The following is a 16,408-nucleotide window of genomic DNA, read 5'->3' as shown; positions in this document are numbered from 1 at the left end:
TGCGTCAATCTGCCATCGTCGGATAGGGGACCTGCGACATCCTGCACGCTTTTGCGCACTGCACAATTTGTCCTAGAACCATTTCGCGAACCACTTGCTGCGGGCTCAACCCTTCGGCGAGACAGTTTCCGTTACTCTTGTCGCTGACAAGACGCGGAAAGCCAGTCATATTGGGGCTCCGATATCGTCGATTGCGGCAAGTGCGTTCTGGGTTCGACGAAGACCAAAGGTGTCTGCGCTGCAGATCTGTCGGTCAGCATATGTCGGCGGACCCTCCTTGATGGCACAGTATGGGAAAGGACGGGCTCACGTGACAGCTTCCTCCGCCACCGATGGAATGTTGGAAAGACGCAAGGCCGCAAACCCCGCTTCGGCAGGGAGCCCAGCCGCTGCCGGTGCCGTAGCCGATCGGACGTTCGAAAAGTGTCCTGGTCTCGGCCTGGCTTCGGCATTGCAATGTCTGTCGTCGCTCGGTTGGATCGGGCAGGCGGCGATGCTTGCCATCGGCGTCGGTGCGATCAGCCAAGGCGGCGGCGTTGCTGATGTCGCGGTCCCGGCAGCCTTCGTCGCAGGCATTGGGGTCCTGCGCGCCGGATTGGATGCGGCCGGTGGTCGGCTAGCATTTCGGGCCGCGCGTCGCGAGTTGAGCCTTCGGCGCGCCGCCGCGACCAAGGCGCTTGCACTGCGCTCACCCCTCGACAGCGGCAGGCCGGCATCCGGTTTGGCGGCAAGCGTCGTGGGCGAGCAGGCCGAGGCGGTCGTACCTTATCTCGCGCGGTTCCGTCCGGTGCGCATGAGAGCGACCCTGGTGCCGCTTGTCATCCTCGCCTGCATCCTGCCGATCTCCTGGTTGGCTGTCGTGATCCTTGCGCTCTGCGCGCCACTCATTCCGATTTTCATGGCGCTGATCGGTTGGCGCGCCAAGGCTGCCAGTGAAAAGCAGCTTGCTGAAACCGGCGGCCTCAACGCCTTCCTGCTCGACCGTCTGCGCGGCCTCGCGGCTATCCGCGCGCTCGATGCCGTCGGCATCACGGCACGACGACTACGCGCGGACGCGGATTCACTCCGGGTCCGCACCATGGCCGTATTGAGGATCGCCTTCCTGTCTTCGGCGGTGCTCGAGTTCTTTGCCGCGCTCGGCGTTGCCGCAACGGCCGTCTATGTCGGCTTCAGCCTGCTGGGCTCGATCGGGATCGGCACATGGGAAGGCCGCCTTACCTTGACGCAGGGCCTCTTCATTCTCCTGCTTGCGCCGGCCTTTTTCGAGCCACTGCGCGAACTGTCCGCTGTCTGGCATGACCGCGCCAATGGCGAGGCTGCACTCTCGGCACTGAGGGAGCTGGCATCTCCGCAACAGACCATCCTTGGCGGCTTGGATGCGCGACCAGTCATAACTACAGGCACCCCATCGATCGAGATCGAAGGTCTGGTGTTCCGGCATGGGCCGGAGCGGCGTGCGGCGATCGATCATTTCGATCTCTCGGTCGCGCCGGGAGAACATGTAGCGCTTTGGGGCGCAAGCGGCTCTGGCAAGACCACGCTTCTGTCGCTGATCGCCGGTCTCGCCCGGCAGGACGCCGGCGTCATCCGGATCGGCGGTATTCCGCTGCGCGACGATACCGCCGACGGATTGCGCCGTCGCATGGCCTGGATCGGCCAGTCGCCACACGTTTTTGCTGGCAGCGTGAAACGAAATGTTGCGCTCGGACGCGGGGACATCGATGCCGCGGCCGTCACTGAGGCTCTGGAAGGTGTTGCTCTCGATCGCGTCTTTACGCCGGAACGGGTGTCGGCGGTCGGTGAGGGAGGGCTGGGCCTTTCCGGCGGCGAAGCACTGAGACTGGCGCTTGCGCGCATGATGGTCGATGAGGGCGCCGACATCATCCTTGCCGACGAACCGACCGCCCATCTCGACGCAGAAACCGCCGCTGCCGTGACCAATGCGCTGCTCGCGCTCGCTAAAGGGCGGGTCCTGATCGTGGCGACACATGATCCGGAACTTGCGGCGCGGATGCATCGCGTCGCCCGCCTTGACGAGCAGGCACGGAAGGTGGCGGCATGATGCGTTCATTCAAGACCCTGCTTCCACTCATCGGCCTGTTCTGGCGTGAGCGCGGTGCGAGCCTAGCCCTTGGGGCAGGACTCTCCGTGCTCGCGATGCTCGCCGGCGGCGGATTGCTGGGATTGTCCGGCTGGTTCATCACCGCGTCGGCCTTTGCCGGCCTGACGGTTGCAACTGCCATGGTCTTCGACGTCTTCGCGCCGTCGGCCGGCATACGCATGCTTGCGATCGGCCGCACCGCCGCCCGCTACGGAGAACGGCTCGTCACCCATGACGCGACGCTCAGGGTTCTCGCAGCCCTTCGCGAGCGGCTGTTTCGCGGCTGGGCGGAGCCGGCAGCCGCCGCGGCGATGATCCGCCGGCCGGCGAAGCTGCTGTTCCGTTTGACGAATGATGTCGATGCGCTCGACTCCCTCTATCTGCGCGTGCTGGTACCGGCTGCGGTCGCCGTCCTTGCCGCCATCGCCGTCACCATCGCCCTCAGCTTCATCGATCCGTGGCTCGGGGTTGCGGTAGGAGCCTGGCTCGTCGTGCTCTGTCTTGGCCTTTCGTTTGTTGCCGGACGCCTGGCGTTGAAGCCGGGCCGCCGTCGCGCCCATGCTATGGAAGCATTGCGTGCACGCGCCATCGATCTTGTCGCCGGCCAGACCGATCTCGCAATGGTCGGGCAATTGCAGGCCCAGCGAGCCGCTATCGCCGAAGCCGACGAGCGGCTGGCCAGGGCGGATAGCGATCTGAACCGTATCGATAGCGCTGTCGCGGCTGGTTTCTCGCTTGGCTCGACCGTGTTGCTGACCGCCACGCTTTTGGCGGCCGCCCTTCTTGCCAAGCAGGGGACGATCGGCGCGCCCGCGGCGGCCTTTGCACTGCTCATTGCCTTTGCTGCGACCGAGCCGTTCGCCGGTATGCGACGCGGAGCTCTCGATCTCGGGCGAACCTTGCTCGCCGCAAGACGTATTGCGCCGAGGTTGAACCCGGCCGCCGTGCCGTTGGGACGTGTCGAGCCACAGCCTGGCTATGCGTTCCAGCTCGCTAAGGTCGTAGCCGGTCATGATGGCGCACCCGTCTTGAAGGACGTCTCCTTATCGCTCTCGGCCGGCGAACGGCTGGCGATTGTCGGGCAGAGCGGTGTCGGCAAGTCGACATTGCTGGCCCTGCTCGCCGGTGAGATCGCCGCCGCCGGCGGTTCGGTGGCGAGCCTGCCTGCGGCAACCCTAACCCAGCGCACGGAGCTGTTTCAGGACACGGTGCGGGGCAACCTGAAGCTCGCGGACCCGCATGCCGAGGACAACCGGTTGCGCGGCGCGCTCGCAATGGCCGGCTTGCTTGATGACGTCGAAGCGCTGCCGCACGGCCTTTCGACCCGTCTCGGCGAAGGCGGCGGCGGCTTGTCCGGCGGTCAGCTTCGCCGGCTGGCGCTTGCGAGACTTCTGCTGTGCGACACGCCGCTCTGGCTGCTCGATGAACCGACGGAAGGCCTCGATGCCACGACGGCCCGCGCCGTGCTTGCGCGGCTGGCCTCGGCCGCCGATGCGCGCAGCATCGTGATTGCCACGCATATTCGTCGTGAGGCCGCCTTGGCAGACCGCATCGTGCTTCTGGACGACGGACGGATCGCTGCCAGCGCGCGGCGCGACACACCGGAATTCGACATGCTTCTCAATCGGCTGCGGCCGGATTGAGGGGTACCCAACATGCCCGCGGCGCTTCGAATAGCGTCGCATTCCTGTCAGACACACCGTAGGGGGTGGGAGAAAGACTATGGAACTAGATATCGTGGCGCTGTCGCGCCTGCAGTTTGCCATGACGGCGCTGTATCATTTCTTATTCGTGCCGTTGACGCTCGGCCTTTCCGTGCTGCTTGCCATCATGGAGACGACCTATGTCATGACCGGCCGCCAGATCTGGCGGCAGATGACGAAGTTCTGGGGGACGCTCTTCGGCATCAACTTCGTGCTCGGCGTTGCCACGGGCATCGTGATGGAATTCCAGTTCGGCATGAACTGGAGCTATTACAGCTATTATGTCGGCGATATTTTCGGCGCCCCCCTGGCGATCGAAGGGCTGATGGCCTTCTTCCTCGAGGCGACCTTTGTCGGCCTGTTCTTCTTCGGCTGGGACAAGCTCTCCAAGGTCGGCCACTTGGTCGCCACCTGGGCGGTGGCGCTGGGATCGAACTTTTCGGCACTCTGGATCCTGATCGCCAATGGCTGGATGCAGAACCCGGCAGGCTCGGCGCTCAACCCGCAGACCATGCGCATGGAGATCGTCAGCTTCTTCGATGTCCTCTTCAACCCGGTGGCGCAGGCGAAGTTCGTTCATACCGTCTCAGCCGGCTACGTTTGTGCCTCGGTCTTCGTGCTCGGCGTCTCGGCCTGGTATCTCGTGAATGGCCGCAGCATCGAGCTCGCGAAGCGCTCAATGACCGTCGCCGCATCTTTCGGTCTCGCTTCTGCGCTGTCGGTCGTCGTGCTGGGTGACGAGAGCGGCTATCTGACAACCGAGCATCAGAAGATGAAGCTCGCGGCGATCGAGGCCATGTGGAAGACCGAGCCGGCGCCGGCCGCCTTCACCGCCTTCGGCTTTCCGGATCAGGAGGCGCGCGAGACCCACTATGCCATCCATATCCCCTGGGCCATGGGTCTGATCGGCACGCGGTCGCTGACGACGGAAATCGCCGGCATCGACAAGCTCGAGGCGCAGGCCAAGGACCATATTCGCCAGGGCATCAAGGCTTATGACGCGCTGATGAAGATCCGCGCGGCAAATCCGGCAACGCCGGGTGAGGCTTCGCAGGACGTCGCCACCGCGCTCACCTCCTTCGAGGATATTGGCCATGAACTGGGCTATGCGCTGCTTTTAAAGCGCTATGTCGACGATCCGCGCCAGGCGACGGACGAGCAGATCGCCCAGGCCGCCCGCGACACCATTCCGCATGTGCCGACGCTCTTCTGGTCCTTCCGCATCATGGTCGGCCTCGGCATGTTCTTCATCCTGCTGATGACGGTCTTCTTCTGGCTTTCGGCGCGGCGGAAACTCGACCGGTATCCAACCCTGCTTCGGATTGCGGTTTTCGCCATCCCGTTGCCATGGGTCGCGATCGAGCTTGGCTGGGTCGTTGCGGAATTCGGCCGCCAGCCATGGATCATCGAAGGCGTGTTGCCGACGGCCGCTGCCGTCTCCAACCTCGGCGCCGGCACGGTGCTTCTGACCATCCTCGGCTTTGCCGCGCTTTATACCGTCCTCATCGTCATCGAGATGACCTTGATGATCAAGGCGATCCGCCAAGGCCCCGAACCGGACAACGAGCCGGAGGCCAAGCTGATTTCCGAAAACCTCGTTCCGGCTGCGGAGTGACCTGCCATGATCCTGCATGAATTGATCGACTACGAGACCCTGCGCATCATCTGGTGGCTGCTTCTCGGCGTACTTTTAATCGGCTTTGCCGTCACCGATGGTTTCGATCTGGGCGTTGGCACGCTGCTGCCGTTCGTCGCCAAGACCGATACGGAGAGGCGCATCGCCATCAACTCGATCGGCGCGACCTGGGAAGGCAACCAGGTCTGGCTGATCCTCGGCGGCGGCGCCATCTTCGCCGCCTGGCCACCGCTTTATGCCGTGTCTTTCTCCGGCTTCTACCTCGCCATGTTCGCCATCCTTTTCGCGCTGATCCTGCGGCCGGTCGCTTTCAAATACCGCTCCAAGCGCGACGGCGCCGGTTGGAAGACAGGCTGGGATTGGGCACTCTTCATCGGCGGCTTCGTTCCGTCGCTGATCTTTGGCGTCGCCGTCGGCAACGTGCTGCAGGGCGTGCCCTTCCGCTTCGATAATGATATGCGCATCTATTATGAAGGGTCGTTCTTTGCTCTCCTGAACCCCTATGCTCTACTCTGTGGTCTTTTGTCCGTCGCCATGCTCGTCATGCATGGCGCGGCCTGGCTGCAGGTGAAGACGGATGGCGCGGTTGCCGAACGCGCGCGCCGCTTTGGCACTTTGGCGGCCCTGGCGGTCATCGTGCTCTTTGCGCTCGGTGGCCTGTTCCTGTGGATGGGCATCGACGGCTATCGCATCGCGAGTGCCATCGATGCCGATGGGCCGTCCAATCCGCTGTTGAAGACGGTCGAGCATGGTGCCGGGGCATGGCTTGCCAATTACAGTGCGCATCCGTGGATGATGATCGCCCCGGTTCTCGGCTTCATCGGTGCGGCGGCAGCTTTGCTTGCGATGCTGGGCCGGCGCGAGGTTACGGTGCTGCTGTTCAGCAAGCTCGCCATTTTCGGCATCATCTCGACCGTGGGATTGTCGATGTTCCCCTTCCTCTTGCCGTCATCGCTCGATCCGCGGTCCAGTCTGACCGTTTGGGATGCGTCGTCCAGCCACCTGACGCTGTTCATCATGCTTGTCGTCACCATCATCTTTCTGCCGATGATCCTGGCTTACACTGCGTGGGTCTATCGCGTGCTGTGGGGCAAGGTCGACGAGGAGACGGTCAACGACAAGAGCGGTCACGCCTATTGATCCTGAAGGAGATTTTGCATGTGGTACTTTGCCTGGCTTCTCGGCTTTCCTCTCGCCGCGGCATTCGCGGTTCTCAACGCCATGTGGTACGAACTCATGGATGATCAAGCAAAGGCGAAAGCGGCTCGCACTCAAGAGAAATGAGTTGCATGATCCCTGTTTGAAGGCGTTCTGCCAGATGATCGGCATGCCGGCTGGAGTCGGCGTGCCGCTTGTCGTTCGAGTGGTTTCCTTCCGTCGGGGCACGCCTTGCGCTGGCGGCCTCCCATGAAACGAAATCCTGTCACCGTCCATTCAATTGGAAATATCGCGGCATGTGATCGCGTCGGAGATAAAAATCGGAACCGATGGTTCCATTTGACGTAAATTGTATGCAACAATATGCAATCAATATCAGTCAGGTTGCAGTTCGGGGCCGATCCCGTCGCGGAGCATGAAATGAAAAACTGGCATCCAGATCTCAGTCGCTCCTCCAGTCCCCGCTATATCGCCATCGCCGACTTGATCGAAATGGATTTGCGCAGTGGCGTTCTGACCGTGGGCGACAGGCTGCCGCCGCAGCGCGCGCTTGCCAAGCGCCTCAATATCGATTTCACGACCGTGGCGCGAGGCTATGTCGAGGCGCAGAAACGCGGCCTTGTGGATTCCCATGTCGGGCGCGGGACTTTCGTCACCGGTAGACAGGAGCGCGAGCGCCGCGGCTCGGTTCTCGATGTCGCCTCGGACCCGCGCCGTGCCCCGGCGATCGACCTCTCGATGAACCTGCCGCCGGAGCCGAACGATCCGGATCTCATCGCCCGCATGCGGGAAGGACTGTCCGTGGTCGCGGCCGATCTCATTCCATTGCTCCGCTATCAAGGATTCGGCGGCTCGGGTATGGACAAGGAAGCCGCCGGCGCCTGGCTTGGCCGGCGCGGACTGACCCCATCCCAGGAGCGCATCTTCGTGACGCCCGGCGCTCATCCGGCCTTGCTGGCGATCTTCGGCCTGTTGGCCAAGCCCGGCGAGACGGTGCTTTCGGAAAATATCACCTATCCGGGCATGCGCTCGATCGCGGCCCAGCTCCGGCTTAATCTCGCGGGGCTGCCGATGGATGAGGACGGCATTTTGCCGGACGCCTTTGCCGAGGAGTGCCAACGCCGGCAACCGAAAGCACTCTACCTCAATCCCATTCTGCAAAACCCGACGACGTTGACTATTCCGCTCAAGCGCCGCGAGGCGATTGCCGCCGTCGCCCGCAGATATCGCGTACCGATCATCGAGGATGATGCCTATGGCTTCATTCCGCTGGACGCGCCGCCGCCAATGGCTGCGGTCGCACCGGATATCACCTGGCATATCGGAGGATTGGCGAAGTGCATCGGCGCGGGGCTGCGCCTTGCCTTCGTCGTGGCGCCGGACACTAAGTCGATATGGCCCTTCATGAGCGCAATGCGCAGCAGCAACGTCATGGCGTCGCCGCTTAATATGGCGCTTGCGACGCGCTGGATCGAGGACGGCACCGCCGATGGCATTCTGCGTTTCATTCGCGCGGAGGCAGCCGCCCGCCAGAAGATGGTGGCCGACATATTGCCATCCCGGAGCTATCGCGCCGATCCCATCAGCTTCAATATCTGGCTGCCGCTGGGTAATGGCTGGACGCGCGCCACCTTCGCCAGCCATATGCGCAATGCGGGCATCGGCGTTGTCGCAAGCGATGCCTTCACGGTGGAGGGTCCTGCATCTGAAGCCGTCCGCGTCTGCCTCGGCGGCCCGATAGGTCGTGAAGCTTTGAAAGCGGCGCTGGACTTCATGGCGCATGCGCTGGAGGCGCCGCCGGAAATGGCGGCATCGTTCTTTTAGAATTCAATCGCAATTCGCGGACGATCCAGACGGACCGTAAGCTCCGGCTCGCTGGCTTTTTCGGCATTTGCCGAGTGGCCTCCTGCGTCACTCTGCCAGATGGACTCGTCGAATGCATTCATCGTAACTATATTGAATGCATGCAATATGCGATATTGATCGCAATTCGCGAGAATATTGATTCAGGAGCGATGCCGCCATGGAAACTGAATATCCGCCGTTGAGCCCGGTTCAGACCGGCCTTCATTGCCGTTGCCCTCGTTGCGGGCAAGGGCGCATGTTCGATGGGTTCTTGACGCTGCGCAAGCAATGCGAAGCCTGCGGCCTCGACTATTCCTTTGCAGATCCCGCCGATGGCCCGGCTTTCTTCGTCATCTGTTTTGCCTGCATTCCGAGCGTGCTTCTCGGCGTATGGCTGGAGGTTGCCTTCTCGGCGCCGATCTGGGTTCAGTTCCTGGTGACAGGGCCATTCATGCTGGCGACCTGCATTCCACCGCTACGGCCGCTAAAGGGGTGGCTGGTTGCCAGCCAGTATTTCTACAAGGCCGAGGAGGGCAAGCTCGTCCGTTTGCCGGAACGGGATGCGCCGCACGCGGCGAAATGAGCATCGGCACCACCTCCCAAGCCCGGGCAGGCCATCGTTCGGCATGAAGATTATCGCCTTGGTCGCTCCTGGCGGGCCTGGTTTTGCGCAACCGACCCGACGGATATTGCCTACTCATCTGTCCACTTGACGGATATCCTACAAGTTCATAGGATCAATGCCGATCTCTATGGGAGTCCGTTCTATGGTCGGCAAAGTAATGCAGCCTTTGACGCGCGCGCCATTGCTGCATGTCTCCGTGCAGGAAAGTTTGCGCAGTTACATTGCGGACAACGGTCTTCAGGCTGGCACGATGCTGCCGGCTGAAGGTGAACTCGCGGTACAATTGGGCGTCAGCCGCAATTCCCTGCGTGAAGGCATCAAGGCGCTGGAATCTCTCGGTGTGCTGGAGACGCGCCGCGGCATCGGCATCTTCGTCAAGGCCTTTTCCTTCGCGCCGTTGCTCGACAATCTCGCCTATGGCCTCGGGGATGCGCTTCGGCATATGGAGGAAGTGCTGGAGATCCGCCGCACGCTCGAAGTCGGCCTGATCGGCAAGACCATCGAGATGATCGGGCCTGAGGACTTGGCTGAGTTGCGCGCTACCACTGACCGAATGCGGGCTCACGCCGTGCGTGGCGAGCCCTTCGCGGAAGATGACCAGCTTTTTCACCGGCTGCTGTTTCGCTGCCAGGGCAACGAGACCTTCGTTCGCCTGATCGATGTGTTCTGGCTCGCCTTCTACAAGGCCTCCCGGTTTTTCGATCTGGAGAATGTCGATCCCATGGCCACCTGGCGTGACCATGAGGCGATCGTCGATGCGCTGGAATCCAAGAACCTCAAGGAGGTGCGCATGCGCCTCGACCGTCACTACGAGGGAATTTCGCAGGTGATCGCCAACAACAAGAAAGAATAGCGACCGCAAACAAGGGAGGAGGATCGTGATGAGGAAAGTTTTTCATCTGCCGGCAATCGCGTTGGGAGCATTGATGTCGGCCACTGTAATGCCGGTTTTGACCGGCACGGCGGCGTCTGCTGCTGGCACGGCCATGTCCGGGGGCTTCGATGTCGGTCCGGGCGGCTTTCAGGGCAACTTCAATCCGCTGGCGGCAACGGCCGGTCTCACCTGGCTCAGCACCTATTTCGAGCCTCTGGTCAGCTACGACGAAAAGCTGCAAAAGATCGTCGGTGTGCTTGCCTCCTCCTATGAGGTGAGCCCGGATCAACTGACCTATACGTTCAAGCTTGCCGATGCCAAATGGCATGACGGCAAGGCTTTTACGGCCAAGGACGCCAAGTTCACCATTGACCTTGCCGCCAACTCCAAGACCGGCTCGGTCTTTGCCGCCCGGTTTAAACTCCTGTCATCGGTCGAGACGCCCGACGATCATACCCTCGTCATCAAGCTTTCCGCGCCCTCGGCGAGCCTGCTTGATACGCTGGCCAAGATCATGGTTCTGCCCGAGCATGCACTTTCTGCCGTGCCGGCCGATCAGCTTGCCAAGAGCACCTGGTGGTCGACGTCGCCGGTCGGGACGGGGCCGTTCAAATTCGTCAAATATGTGCAGGATCAGTATGTCGAACTCACCGCCAATTCCGATTATCGCGGCGGCAAGCCCGTTCTCGATCGGCTGATCAACCGCTACTTCGCCAACCCGGCGGCGGCGATCTCAGCGCTGCGTGCCGGCGAAATCCAGTTCACCTATGTCGATTCCAACGATGTCCCGACCTTCAAGGAAGACAAGTCCTTTCAGGTCATCGAGGGCAATTCCTTCGTCGTCAATTATCTAGGCTTCAATCAGGATTCGCCATTGTGGAAGGACCTGCGGGTCCGCCAGGCGGTCATGCATGCCATCAATCGCGATGCGATCATCCAGAGTCTCTATGGCGGCGCGGCAAAGCCGGCCAATTGCGCCTATGTCGCCAATCAGCTCGTGCCGGATGGCATTGAAGCCTATGCCTACGATCCAGCCAAGGCCAAGCAATTGCTAGAAGAGGCCGGCTGGGACAAGATCAATGGCGGCAAGCCGATCACCTTGCTGACCTATTACAACACGCCGCTTGCGACGAACGTCTTGGCCGCGGTGCAGGCTATGCTGGCGCAGGTCGGCATCAATGTCGTGCCGCGCGCCGTCGATGCGCCGACTTATAATGGCATCGTGCTCAACCCCAACGCCGATACATCGCAGTTCCAGCTCGTCTATGCCGGCCTGCAGAACGGGCCGGATCCAAGCAATATCAACACCGGGCTCAACGAAAAGCAGATCCCGCCGGCGGGCGCAAATGTGGTGCGCGCGCGCATGCCCAATCTGACCAAGGCACTCGATGCCGCGATTGCCGAGACGGATGCCGGCAAGCGCGATCGACGCTATCAGGATGTCTGCAAGGTCATGAACAAGGACCTGCCCTGGGCGACCATGTGGGTGGCGAACCGCTACGGCGTCGTTTCGTCCAAGGTGAAGGATTTCGTCTGGACGCCGGCGCCCGGCGGCGGGCCTTACATCGCGCATCCGGAAGCGTGGAAGCTCTCAAACTAGGTTTTGAGCCAGCCGCGGGCTGTGCCGGCGCATTCCTCGAAACGCAGGTTCGCTATGCTTCACTATGGTTTCAGGCGTCTCGTGATCGGCATCGGCATGCTCGTGGCCTTGAGCATGCTGGTCTTCGTCCTGCTGCGATTGACGCCGGGCGATCCGATCGATGCCTACATCGATCCGAGCACGCCTCTGTCGCCAGCTGCCATGGCCGATCTGCGTGAACGACTCGGGCTGGATCGACCTCTGCCATTGCAATATGTCGGCTGGCTGCTAGAGGCGTCGCAGGGTAATCTCGGTTACTCCGTCAAGCGGCTGGATCAGCCGGTCTTGACGCTGGTCTTGTCGCGCATCGGGCCGACGGTGCTGCTGATGGGCACCGCCCTGATCATGGCGATCATCGCCGGCATTGCCGCAGGTGTCGTCGGTGCCGTGAAACGCAATTCGGTGACTGATGTCTCGCTTTCCGTGCTGGCGCTGGCCGGCATATCGAGCCCGGCATTTCTGAGCGCACTTCTCGGCCTCTATATCTTCGCCGTGCGCCTCGGCTGGCTGCCATCGGGCGGCATGCTGACGCCCGGCGAGGATTTTTCTCTCGGCGACCTGCTTTGGCATCTCATCCTGCCGGCTTCGCTTCTGGCGATCGCCCAGGCCGCGCTCATCATGCGCTATATGCGGGCGTCGCTGCTGGAAGTCCTGAACCAGGACTATGTACGCACCGCGCGTGCCAAGGGGGTGTTTGAGTTCTGGGTGATCGTCAAGCACGCCCTGCGCAATGCGCTGCTGCCCGTGGTGACGGTCATCGGCTCGACCATCGGGCTTGCGATCGGTGGCGCGATCTTCGTCGAAAGCGTCTTCAACTGGCCGGGCATGGGCCTGCTGCTCGTCGATGCGGTTACGTCCCGCGACTACCCCGTCATCATGGGAGCGACGCTTGTCATCGGCGCCTGCGTCATCATCGTCAACCTGCTGACCGATATCGCCAATGCGGTGATCGATCCGCGTATCAAGGTGAGCTGAGATGCTGGCGCGAACCGAGCGACCAAGCCATGGCCCGCTTGCCCGGGCACTCGACCGCTTCCGGCTGAACGGCGCGGCCCTCTTCGGCGTCTGCATCGCTGTGCCCATGCTGCTGCTGATCGCCACATATCCGCTGTGGTGGCGGTTCCAGCCCAACGACATCGATCTTTTGGCCATGAACGCACCGCCCAATACCACGCATTGGTTCGGGACGGACGGTGTCGGGCGTGATGTTTTCGCCAGAGTGCTCGAAGGCGGCCGCATATCGCTGATGGTTGCGGCAGGTTCCACCGTCATTTCGGCTGTTATCGGCTTCCTGTTCGGCTTCGTTTCGGCCTTTGCCGGTCGCTGGGCGGATGCGCTCAGCATGCGCTTCGTCGATCTGGTCATGACCTTGCCGCCGGTGATCTTCTTGCTGGTGCTGGCCTCGATCACCGGCACGGGCATTCTACCGACAATAGTAGTCATATCGCTTCTGTCCTGGCCGCTGCTCGCCCGCATGGTGCGCTCGAGGCTGCTGGAACTGCGCGAGCGTGATTTCGTGACGGCGGCACGCGGCATGGGGGCCGGGCTGCCGCACCTGCTGCTGCGTCACGGCATGCCGAACTGTATCGATATTCTGGTGGTCTACGCCACGACGCAGGTGGCGAACGCGATCCTCTTGGAGGCCGGGCTTTCTTTTCTCGGGCTTGGTATCGCACCGCCCGCAGCGAGCTGGGGCAACATGCTGAATGCGGCTCGCTCCACCGCCGTCCTCGAACAATATCCCTGGCAATGGCTGTTTCCCGGCGCCGCGCTGGTTCTTGCCGTCCTTGCCATCAATTTCATCGGCGACGGATTGAGGGATGCCTTCGATCCGCGCGCCGAGCTTCGCTGAACCCAAGAAAGAAAGAGACAATGAGCAAATTCAAGGGCGTGGTGCCTCCCGTCGTAACGCCGCTGAACGACGATTTCACCGTGGATTACCAATCCTATACAAGGGTGCTGGAGCATCTGATCGATGGCGGCTGCCACGGTGTCTTCGTGCTGGGTTCCACCAGCGAAGTCGTCTTTCACGACGAAAAGACACGGCGCGAGATCATCGAACATTCCGCCAAGGTCGTGAACGGGCGGGTGCCGTTGCTGGTCGGCGTCATCGATCCCACGACCGACCGGGTCATCACCCATTCGAAAATTGCCAAGGCGGCCGGAGCCGATGCCGTTGTCGTTACCGCTCCCTTCTACACGGTGACCAGCCAGTCCGAGATATTGGATCATTTCCGCTATATTCGGGATGCCGTCGATGTGCCGCTGGTCGCCTATGACATCCCGGTCTGCGTGCATGTGAAGCTGCAGCGCCAGACCGTGGTGACGCTCGCCAAGGAGGGAACCATCATCGGGTTGAAGGATTCCAGCGGCGACGACGGCAATTTCCGCTATGCGCTGCTCGATCTTGCCGATCACAAGGATATCTTCCTGATGACCGGCTCCGAGATCGTCGTCGACAATGCGCTTCTGATGGGCGCCCATGGCGTGGTTCCCGGCATCGCCAATGTCGATCCGCATGGCTACGTCCGGCTATGGGATGCAGCAAAGCGCGGCGACTGGGCCGCAGCCCGGCGCGAACAGGAGAGGCTTTGCCGCCTGTTCGAGATCGTCTGGGTCGCGCGGGGGCGTGTCAGCGGCGGTGCTGCTGGCATCGGTGCCTTCAAGGCCGCGATGAAAAGCCTCGGCATCATCGATACCGCTGTCATGCCTCGCCCGCGCGCGGCGCTGAACGCCGATGAAACGGCCAGGATCGATGCGATCCTGAAAAATACGGGGCTGCTATAGACATGATGACGCCGGCTGCCCAACCTGTTCTCGATATAAAGGGGCTGAGGACGGTCTTCCGCACCCGCGGTGGCGAATTGACCGCGGTGCGGGATATCGACCTGACCATCGACGCCGGCGAGACGCTGGCGCTGGTTGGCGAGTCCGGTTCGGGCAAGTCGGTGACGAGCCTTTCGGTGATGCGGCTTCTGACCCGTAATGTCGGGACGATCGCAGCCGGCAGCATCAGGTTGCGGGACCGGCAGGGCATTGTCAGCGATCTCGCGACGCTGGATGACAGCCACATGCGCGAGATACGCGGCGGCGATATCGGCATGGTGTTTCAGGAGCCAATGTCGAGCCTCAATCCGGTCTTGACCATCGGTGACCAGATTGCCGAGCCGATCCGCATCCACCGCAGCGCAGACCGCGCCACGGCGATGCGCGAAGCGGTCGCGCTGCTGGAGAGTGTCGGCATTTCCGATGCCAAGCGCCGCGTCAGGCAATATCCGCATGAATTGTCGGGTGGCATGCGCCAGCGAGCGACCATTGCCATGGCGCTCGCCTGCGATCCGGTGCTGCTGATCGCTGACGAGCCGACGACGGCGCTCGACGTCACGATACAGGCACAAATCCTCGATCTCCTGCAGCGGCTGCAGCGGGAGCGCGGTATGGCCATCCTATTCGTTACCCATAATCTCGGTGTGGTGGCGGAGATCGCTCATCGGCTGGCAGTCATGTATGCCGGCCGGATCGTGGAGGAGGGGCCGACCGAAGCAGTCTTCCGCAATCCGAGGCATCCCTATACACGCGGCCTTTTGGCTTCCATGCCGCGGCTTAGCGAGGCGGCACGGATGCGGCAGGCGGGCGAGCCGCTCTACGCCATTCCCGGCGTCGTGCCGAGCCTGACGCGAATGCCTTCCGGCTGCGCTTTCGCGCCGCGTTGCGCTTATGCCATCCAGGCCTGCAGTGACGGAGTACCGGCTCTCGAAACCGTCGAGGCAGGCCATGCAAGCGGTTGCATCCGCTGGCGGGAGATTTAGATGGCCGAAGCGCTTGTCTCGATCCGCGATCTTGCCAAGGATTATGTGTCCCGAGGTACGAAGCTTTCCATCCTTCGCGATATTTCCTTCGACATCGGAAAAGGCGAAGTCGTGGGGCTCGTCGGCGAATCCGGCAGCGGCAAGACGACAATCGGCAGGTCTATCCTGCGGCTGGTCGAGCCATCGGCGGGCAGCGTGCGCTTCGATGGCACGGAATTGACGCGGCTTGGCGCCGGTGATCTCAGGCGGATGCGGCCGCGCATGCAGTATATTTTTCAGGATCCCTTCGCGAGCCTATCGCCGCGCATGACCATTGGCGAGATCCTGACAGAGGGTCTGAAAATCCAACGCATCGGCAGCCGCCTCGATCGGCTGGATCGGGCGCGGGCAGCGCTCGAACAGGTGGATTTGCCTGCTGACGCCATCAATCGCTATGCCCATGAATTTTCCGGCGGCCAGCGCCAACGGATCGGGGTTGCGCGTGCCCTGGCACTTGGGCCGGAATTTCTCGTCGCCGACGAGCCCGTCTCGGCGCTGGATGTCTCCATTCAGGCGCAGGTCATCAATCTGCTGCGCGGTCTGCAGCAACGGCTGGCGCTCACCATGCTGTTCATCTCGCATGACCTTGCCGTGGTCGAATATCTCTGCGATCGCGTCATCGTGCTCTATCTCGGGCGGATCATGGAGGTTGCCGCAAGCGCTGATCTCTACGCCAGACCGCGACACCCCTATACACGTGCCTTGCTATCGGCGATCCCGTCGCCGGACCCGGATCGCAGGCGTAACAGGCAAATCCTGAAAGGCGATATTCCAAGCCCGGCAAACCCGCCGAGCGGCTGCGTCTTCCGCACGCGCTGTCCCCTAGCGCTCGACGCCTGTGCCGCGGCGGTTCCGCAGTTGCGGGAGGTTGCGCCCGGACAGTTTAAGGCCTGCATTCGCGACGATCTCGATTGATCCCGCTTCTGGTCGAATACAGCCGTTTTGGCGGTGCGATTTGTCATGCCGCACTGCACATTTG

Annotated in this window: 14 protein-coding genes; all 14 read left to right on the top strand. The window is 62.1% G+C overall.

Features of this window, described 5'->3' with window-relative positions:
• Positions 1–337 precede the first annotated feature (337 nt).
• The 14 genes from cydD (at position 338) to HGP12_RS18295 (ending at position 16,344) form a co-directional block, all read left to right on the top strand.
• Positions 338–2,062, top strand: a complete 1,725-nt coding sequence (gene cydD, locus HGP12_RS18360) for a thiol reductant ABC exporter subunit CydD (RefSeq protein ID WP_168879619.1) — start codon at positions 338–340, stop codon at positions 2,060–2,062.
• Positions 2,059–3,744: a thiol reductant ABC exporter subunit CydC gene (gene cydC, locus HGP12_RS18355; RefSeq protein ID WP_205926529.1), complete on the top strand. Its 1,686-nt coding sequence runs from the start codon at positions 2,059–2,061 to the stop codon at positions 3,742–3,744. The genes cydD and cydC overlap by 4 nt, the downstream gene beginning before the upstream one ends.
• A gap of 79 nt (positions 3,745–3,823) precedes the next feature.
• Positions 3,824–5,419 (top strand): cytochrome ubiquinol oxidase subunit I, encoded by a 1,596-nt coding sequence (locus tag HGP12_RS18350; protein ID WP_168879584.1) that lies wholly within the window; start codon positions 3,824–3,826, stop codon positions 5,417–5,419.
• Between the two features lie 6 nt (positions 5,420–5,425).
• Positions 5,426–6,580, top strand: coding sequence for a cytochrome d ubiquinol oxidase subunit II (gene cydB / locus HGP12_RS18345; protein WP_168840239.1), 1,155 nt, complete (start codon positions 5,426–5,428; stop codon positions 6,578–6,580).
• A gap of 18 nt (positions 6,581–6,598) precedes the next feature.
• Complete coding sequence (gene cydX, locus HGP12_RS18340; RefSeq protein ID WP_168840238.1) at positions 6,599–6,724, top strand: cytochrome bd-I oxidase subunit CydX; 126 nt, start codon at positions 6,599–6,601, stop codon at positions 6,722–6,724.
• 294 nt (positions 6,725–7,018) lie between these two features.
• On the top strand, positions 7,019–8,422 hold the full coding sequence (locus HGP12_RS18335; protein ID WP_168840237.1) for a PLP-dependent aminotransferase family protein: 1,404 nt from the start codon (positions 7,019–7,021) through the stop codon (positions 8,420–8,422).
• Positions 8,423–8,621: 199 nt separating this feature from the next.
• Positions 8,622–9,026: a DUF983 domain-containing protein gene (locus HGP12_RS18330; protein WP_168879583.1), complete on the top strand. Its 405-nt coding sequence runs from the start codon at positions 8,622–8,624 to the stop codon at positions 9,024–9,026.
• Positions 9,027–9,210: 184 nt separating this feature from the next.
• Positions 9,211–9,921 carry a FadR/GntR family transcriptional regulator gene (locus tag HGP12_RS18325; RefSeq protein ID WP_168840235.1) on the top strand — a complete coding sequence of 237 codons (711 nt, stop codon included), beginning with the start codon at positions 9,211–9,213 and terminating at the stop codon, positions 9,919–9,921.
• A gap of 28 nt (positions 9,922–9,949) precedes the next feature.
• Positions 9,950–11,542, top strand: a complete 1,593-nt coding sequence (locus HGP12_RS18320; protein ID WP_168879582.1) for an ABC transporter substrate-binding protein — start codon at positions 9,950–9,952, stop codon at positions 11,540–11,542.
• Between the two features lie 54 nt (positions 11,543–11,596).
• Entirely contained in the window at positions 11,597–12,556 is a 960-nt protein-coding gene (locus tag HGP12_RS18315) for an ABC transporter permease (protein WP_168840233.1), read from the top strand.
• A 1-nt stretch (position 12,557) separates the two neighbouring features.
• Positions 12,558–13,433 (top strand): ABC transporter permease, encoded by an 876-nt coding sequence (locus HGP12_RS18310; protein WP_168879581.1) that lies wholly within the window; start codon positions 12,558–12,560, stop codon positions 13,431–13,433.
• A gap of 20 nt (positions 13,434–13,453) precedes the next feature.
• Positions 13,454–14,368: a dihydrodipicolinate synthase family protein gene (locus HGP12_RS18305; protein ID WP_168879580.1), complete on the top strand. Its 915-nt coding sequence runs from the start codon at positions 13,454–13,456 to the stop codon at positions 14,366–14,368.
• Positions 14,369–14,373: 5 nt separating this feature from the next.
• Positions 14,374–15,390 (top strand): ABC transporter ATP-binding protein, encoded by a 1,017-nt coding sequence (locus tag HGP12_RS18300; protein WP_168879617.1) that lies wholly within the window; start codon positions 14,374–14,376, stop codon positions 15,388–15,390.
• Complete coding sequence (locus HGP12_RS18295) at positions 15,391–16,344, top strand: ABC transporter ATP-binding protein (protein WP_168840230.1); 954 nt, start codon at positions 15,391–15,393, stop codon at positions 16,342–16,344.
• Positions 16,345–16,408: the final 64 nt, after the last annotated feature.

The sequence above is a fragment of the Rhizobium sp. P28RR-XV genome (assembly GCF_012641385.1).
Lineage (GTDB): Bacteria > Pseudomonadota > Alphaproteobacteria > Rhizobiales > Rhizobiaceae > Rhizobium.
Note: the sequence above shows the minus strand (reverse complement) of the source record. Positions and strands in the feature narration are given on the sequence as shown.

Bases quoted from the DNA above. Each gene is read 5' to 3' on its own strand.
- HGP12_RS18310 (WP_168879581.1), top strand. From the start codon at position 12,558: ATGCTGGCGCGAACCGAGCGACCAAGCCATGGCCCGCTTGCCCGGGCA.
- HGP12_RS18350 (WP_168879584.1), top strand. From the start codon at position 3,824: ATGGAACTAGATATCGTGGCGCTGTCGCGCCTGCAGTTTGCCATGACG.
- HGP12_RS18295 (WP_168840230.1), top strand. From the start codon at position 15,391: ATGGCCGAAGCGCTTGTCTCGATCCGCGATCTTGCCAAGGATTATGTG.
- cydB (WP_168840239.1), top strand. From the start codon at position 5,426: ATGATCCTGCATGAATTGATCGACTACGAGACCCTGCGCATCATCTGG.
- HGP12_RS18335 (WP_168840237.1), top strand. From the start codon at position 7,019: ATGAAAAACTGGCATCCAGATCTCAGTCGCTCCTCCAGTCCCCGCTAT.
- HGP12_RS18325 (WP_168840235.1), top strand. From the start codon at position 9,211: ATGGTCGGCAAAGTAATGCAGCCTTTGACGCGCGCGCCATTGCTGCAT.
- HGP12_RS18315 (WP_168840233.1), top strand. From the start codon at position 11,597: ATGCTTCACTATGGTTTCAGGCGTCTCGTGATCGGCATCGGCATGCTC.
- HGP12_RS18320 (WP_168879582.1), top strand. From the start codon at position 9,950: ATGAGGAAAGTTTTTCATCTGCCGGCAATCGCGTTGGGAGCATTGATG.
- HGP12_RS18305 (WP_168879580.1), top strand. From the start codon at position 13,454: ATGAGCAAATTCAAGGGCGTGGTGCCTCCCGTCGTAACGCCGCTGAAC.
- HGP12_RS18330 (WP_168879583.1), top strand. From the start codon at position 8,622: ATGGAAACTGAATATCCGCCGTTGAGCCCGGTTCAGACCGGCCTTCAT.
- HGP12_RS18300 (WP_168879617.1), top strand. From the start codon at position 14,374: ATGACGCCGGCTGCCCAACCTGTTCTCGATATAAAGGGGCTGAGGACG.
- cydX (WP_168840238.1), top strand. From the start codon at position 6,599: ATGTGGTACTTTGCCTGGCTTCTCGGCTTTCCTCTCGCCGCGGCATTC.
- cydD (WP_168879619.1), top strand. From the start codon at position 338: ATGTTGGAAAGACGCAAGGCCGCAAACCCCGCTTCGGCAGGGAGCCCA.
- cydC (WP_205926529.1), top strand. From the start codon at position 2,059: ATGATGCGTTCATTCAAGACCCTGCTTCCACTCATCGGCCTGTTCTGG.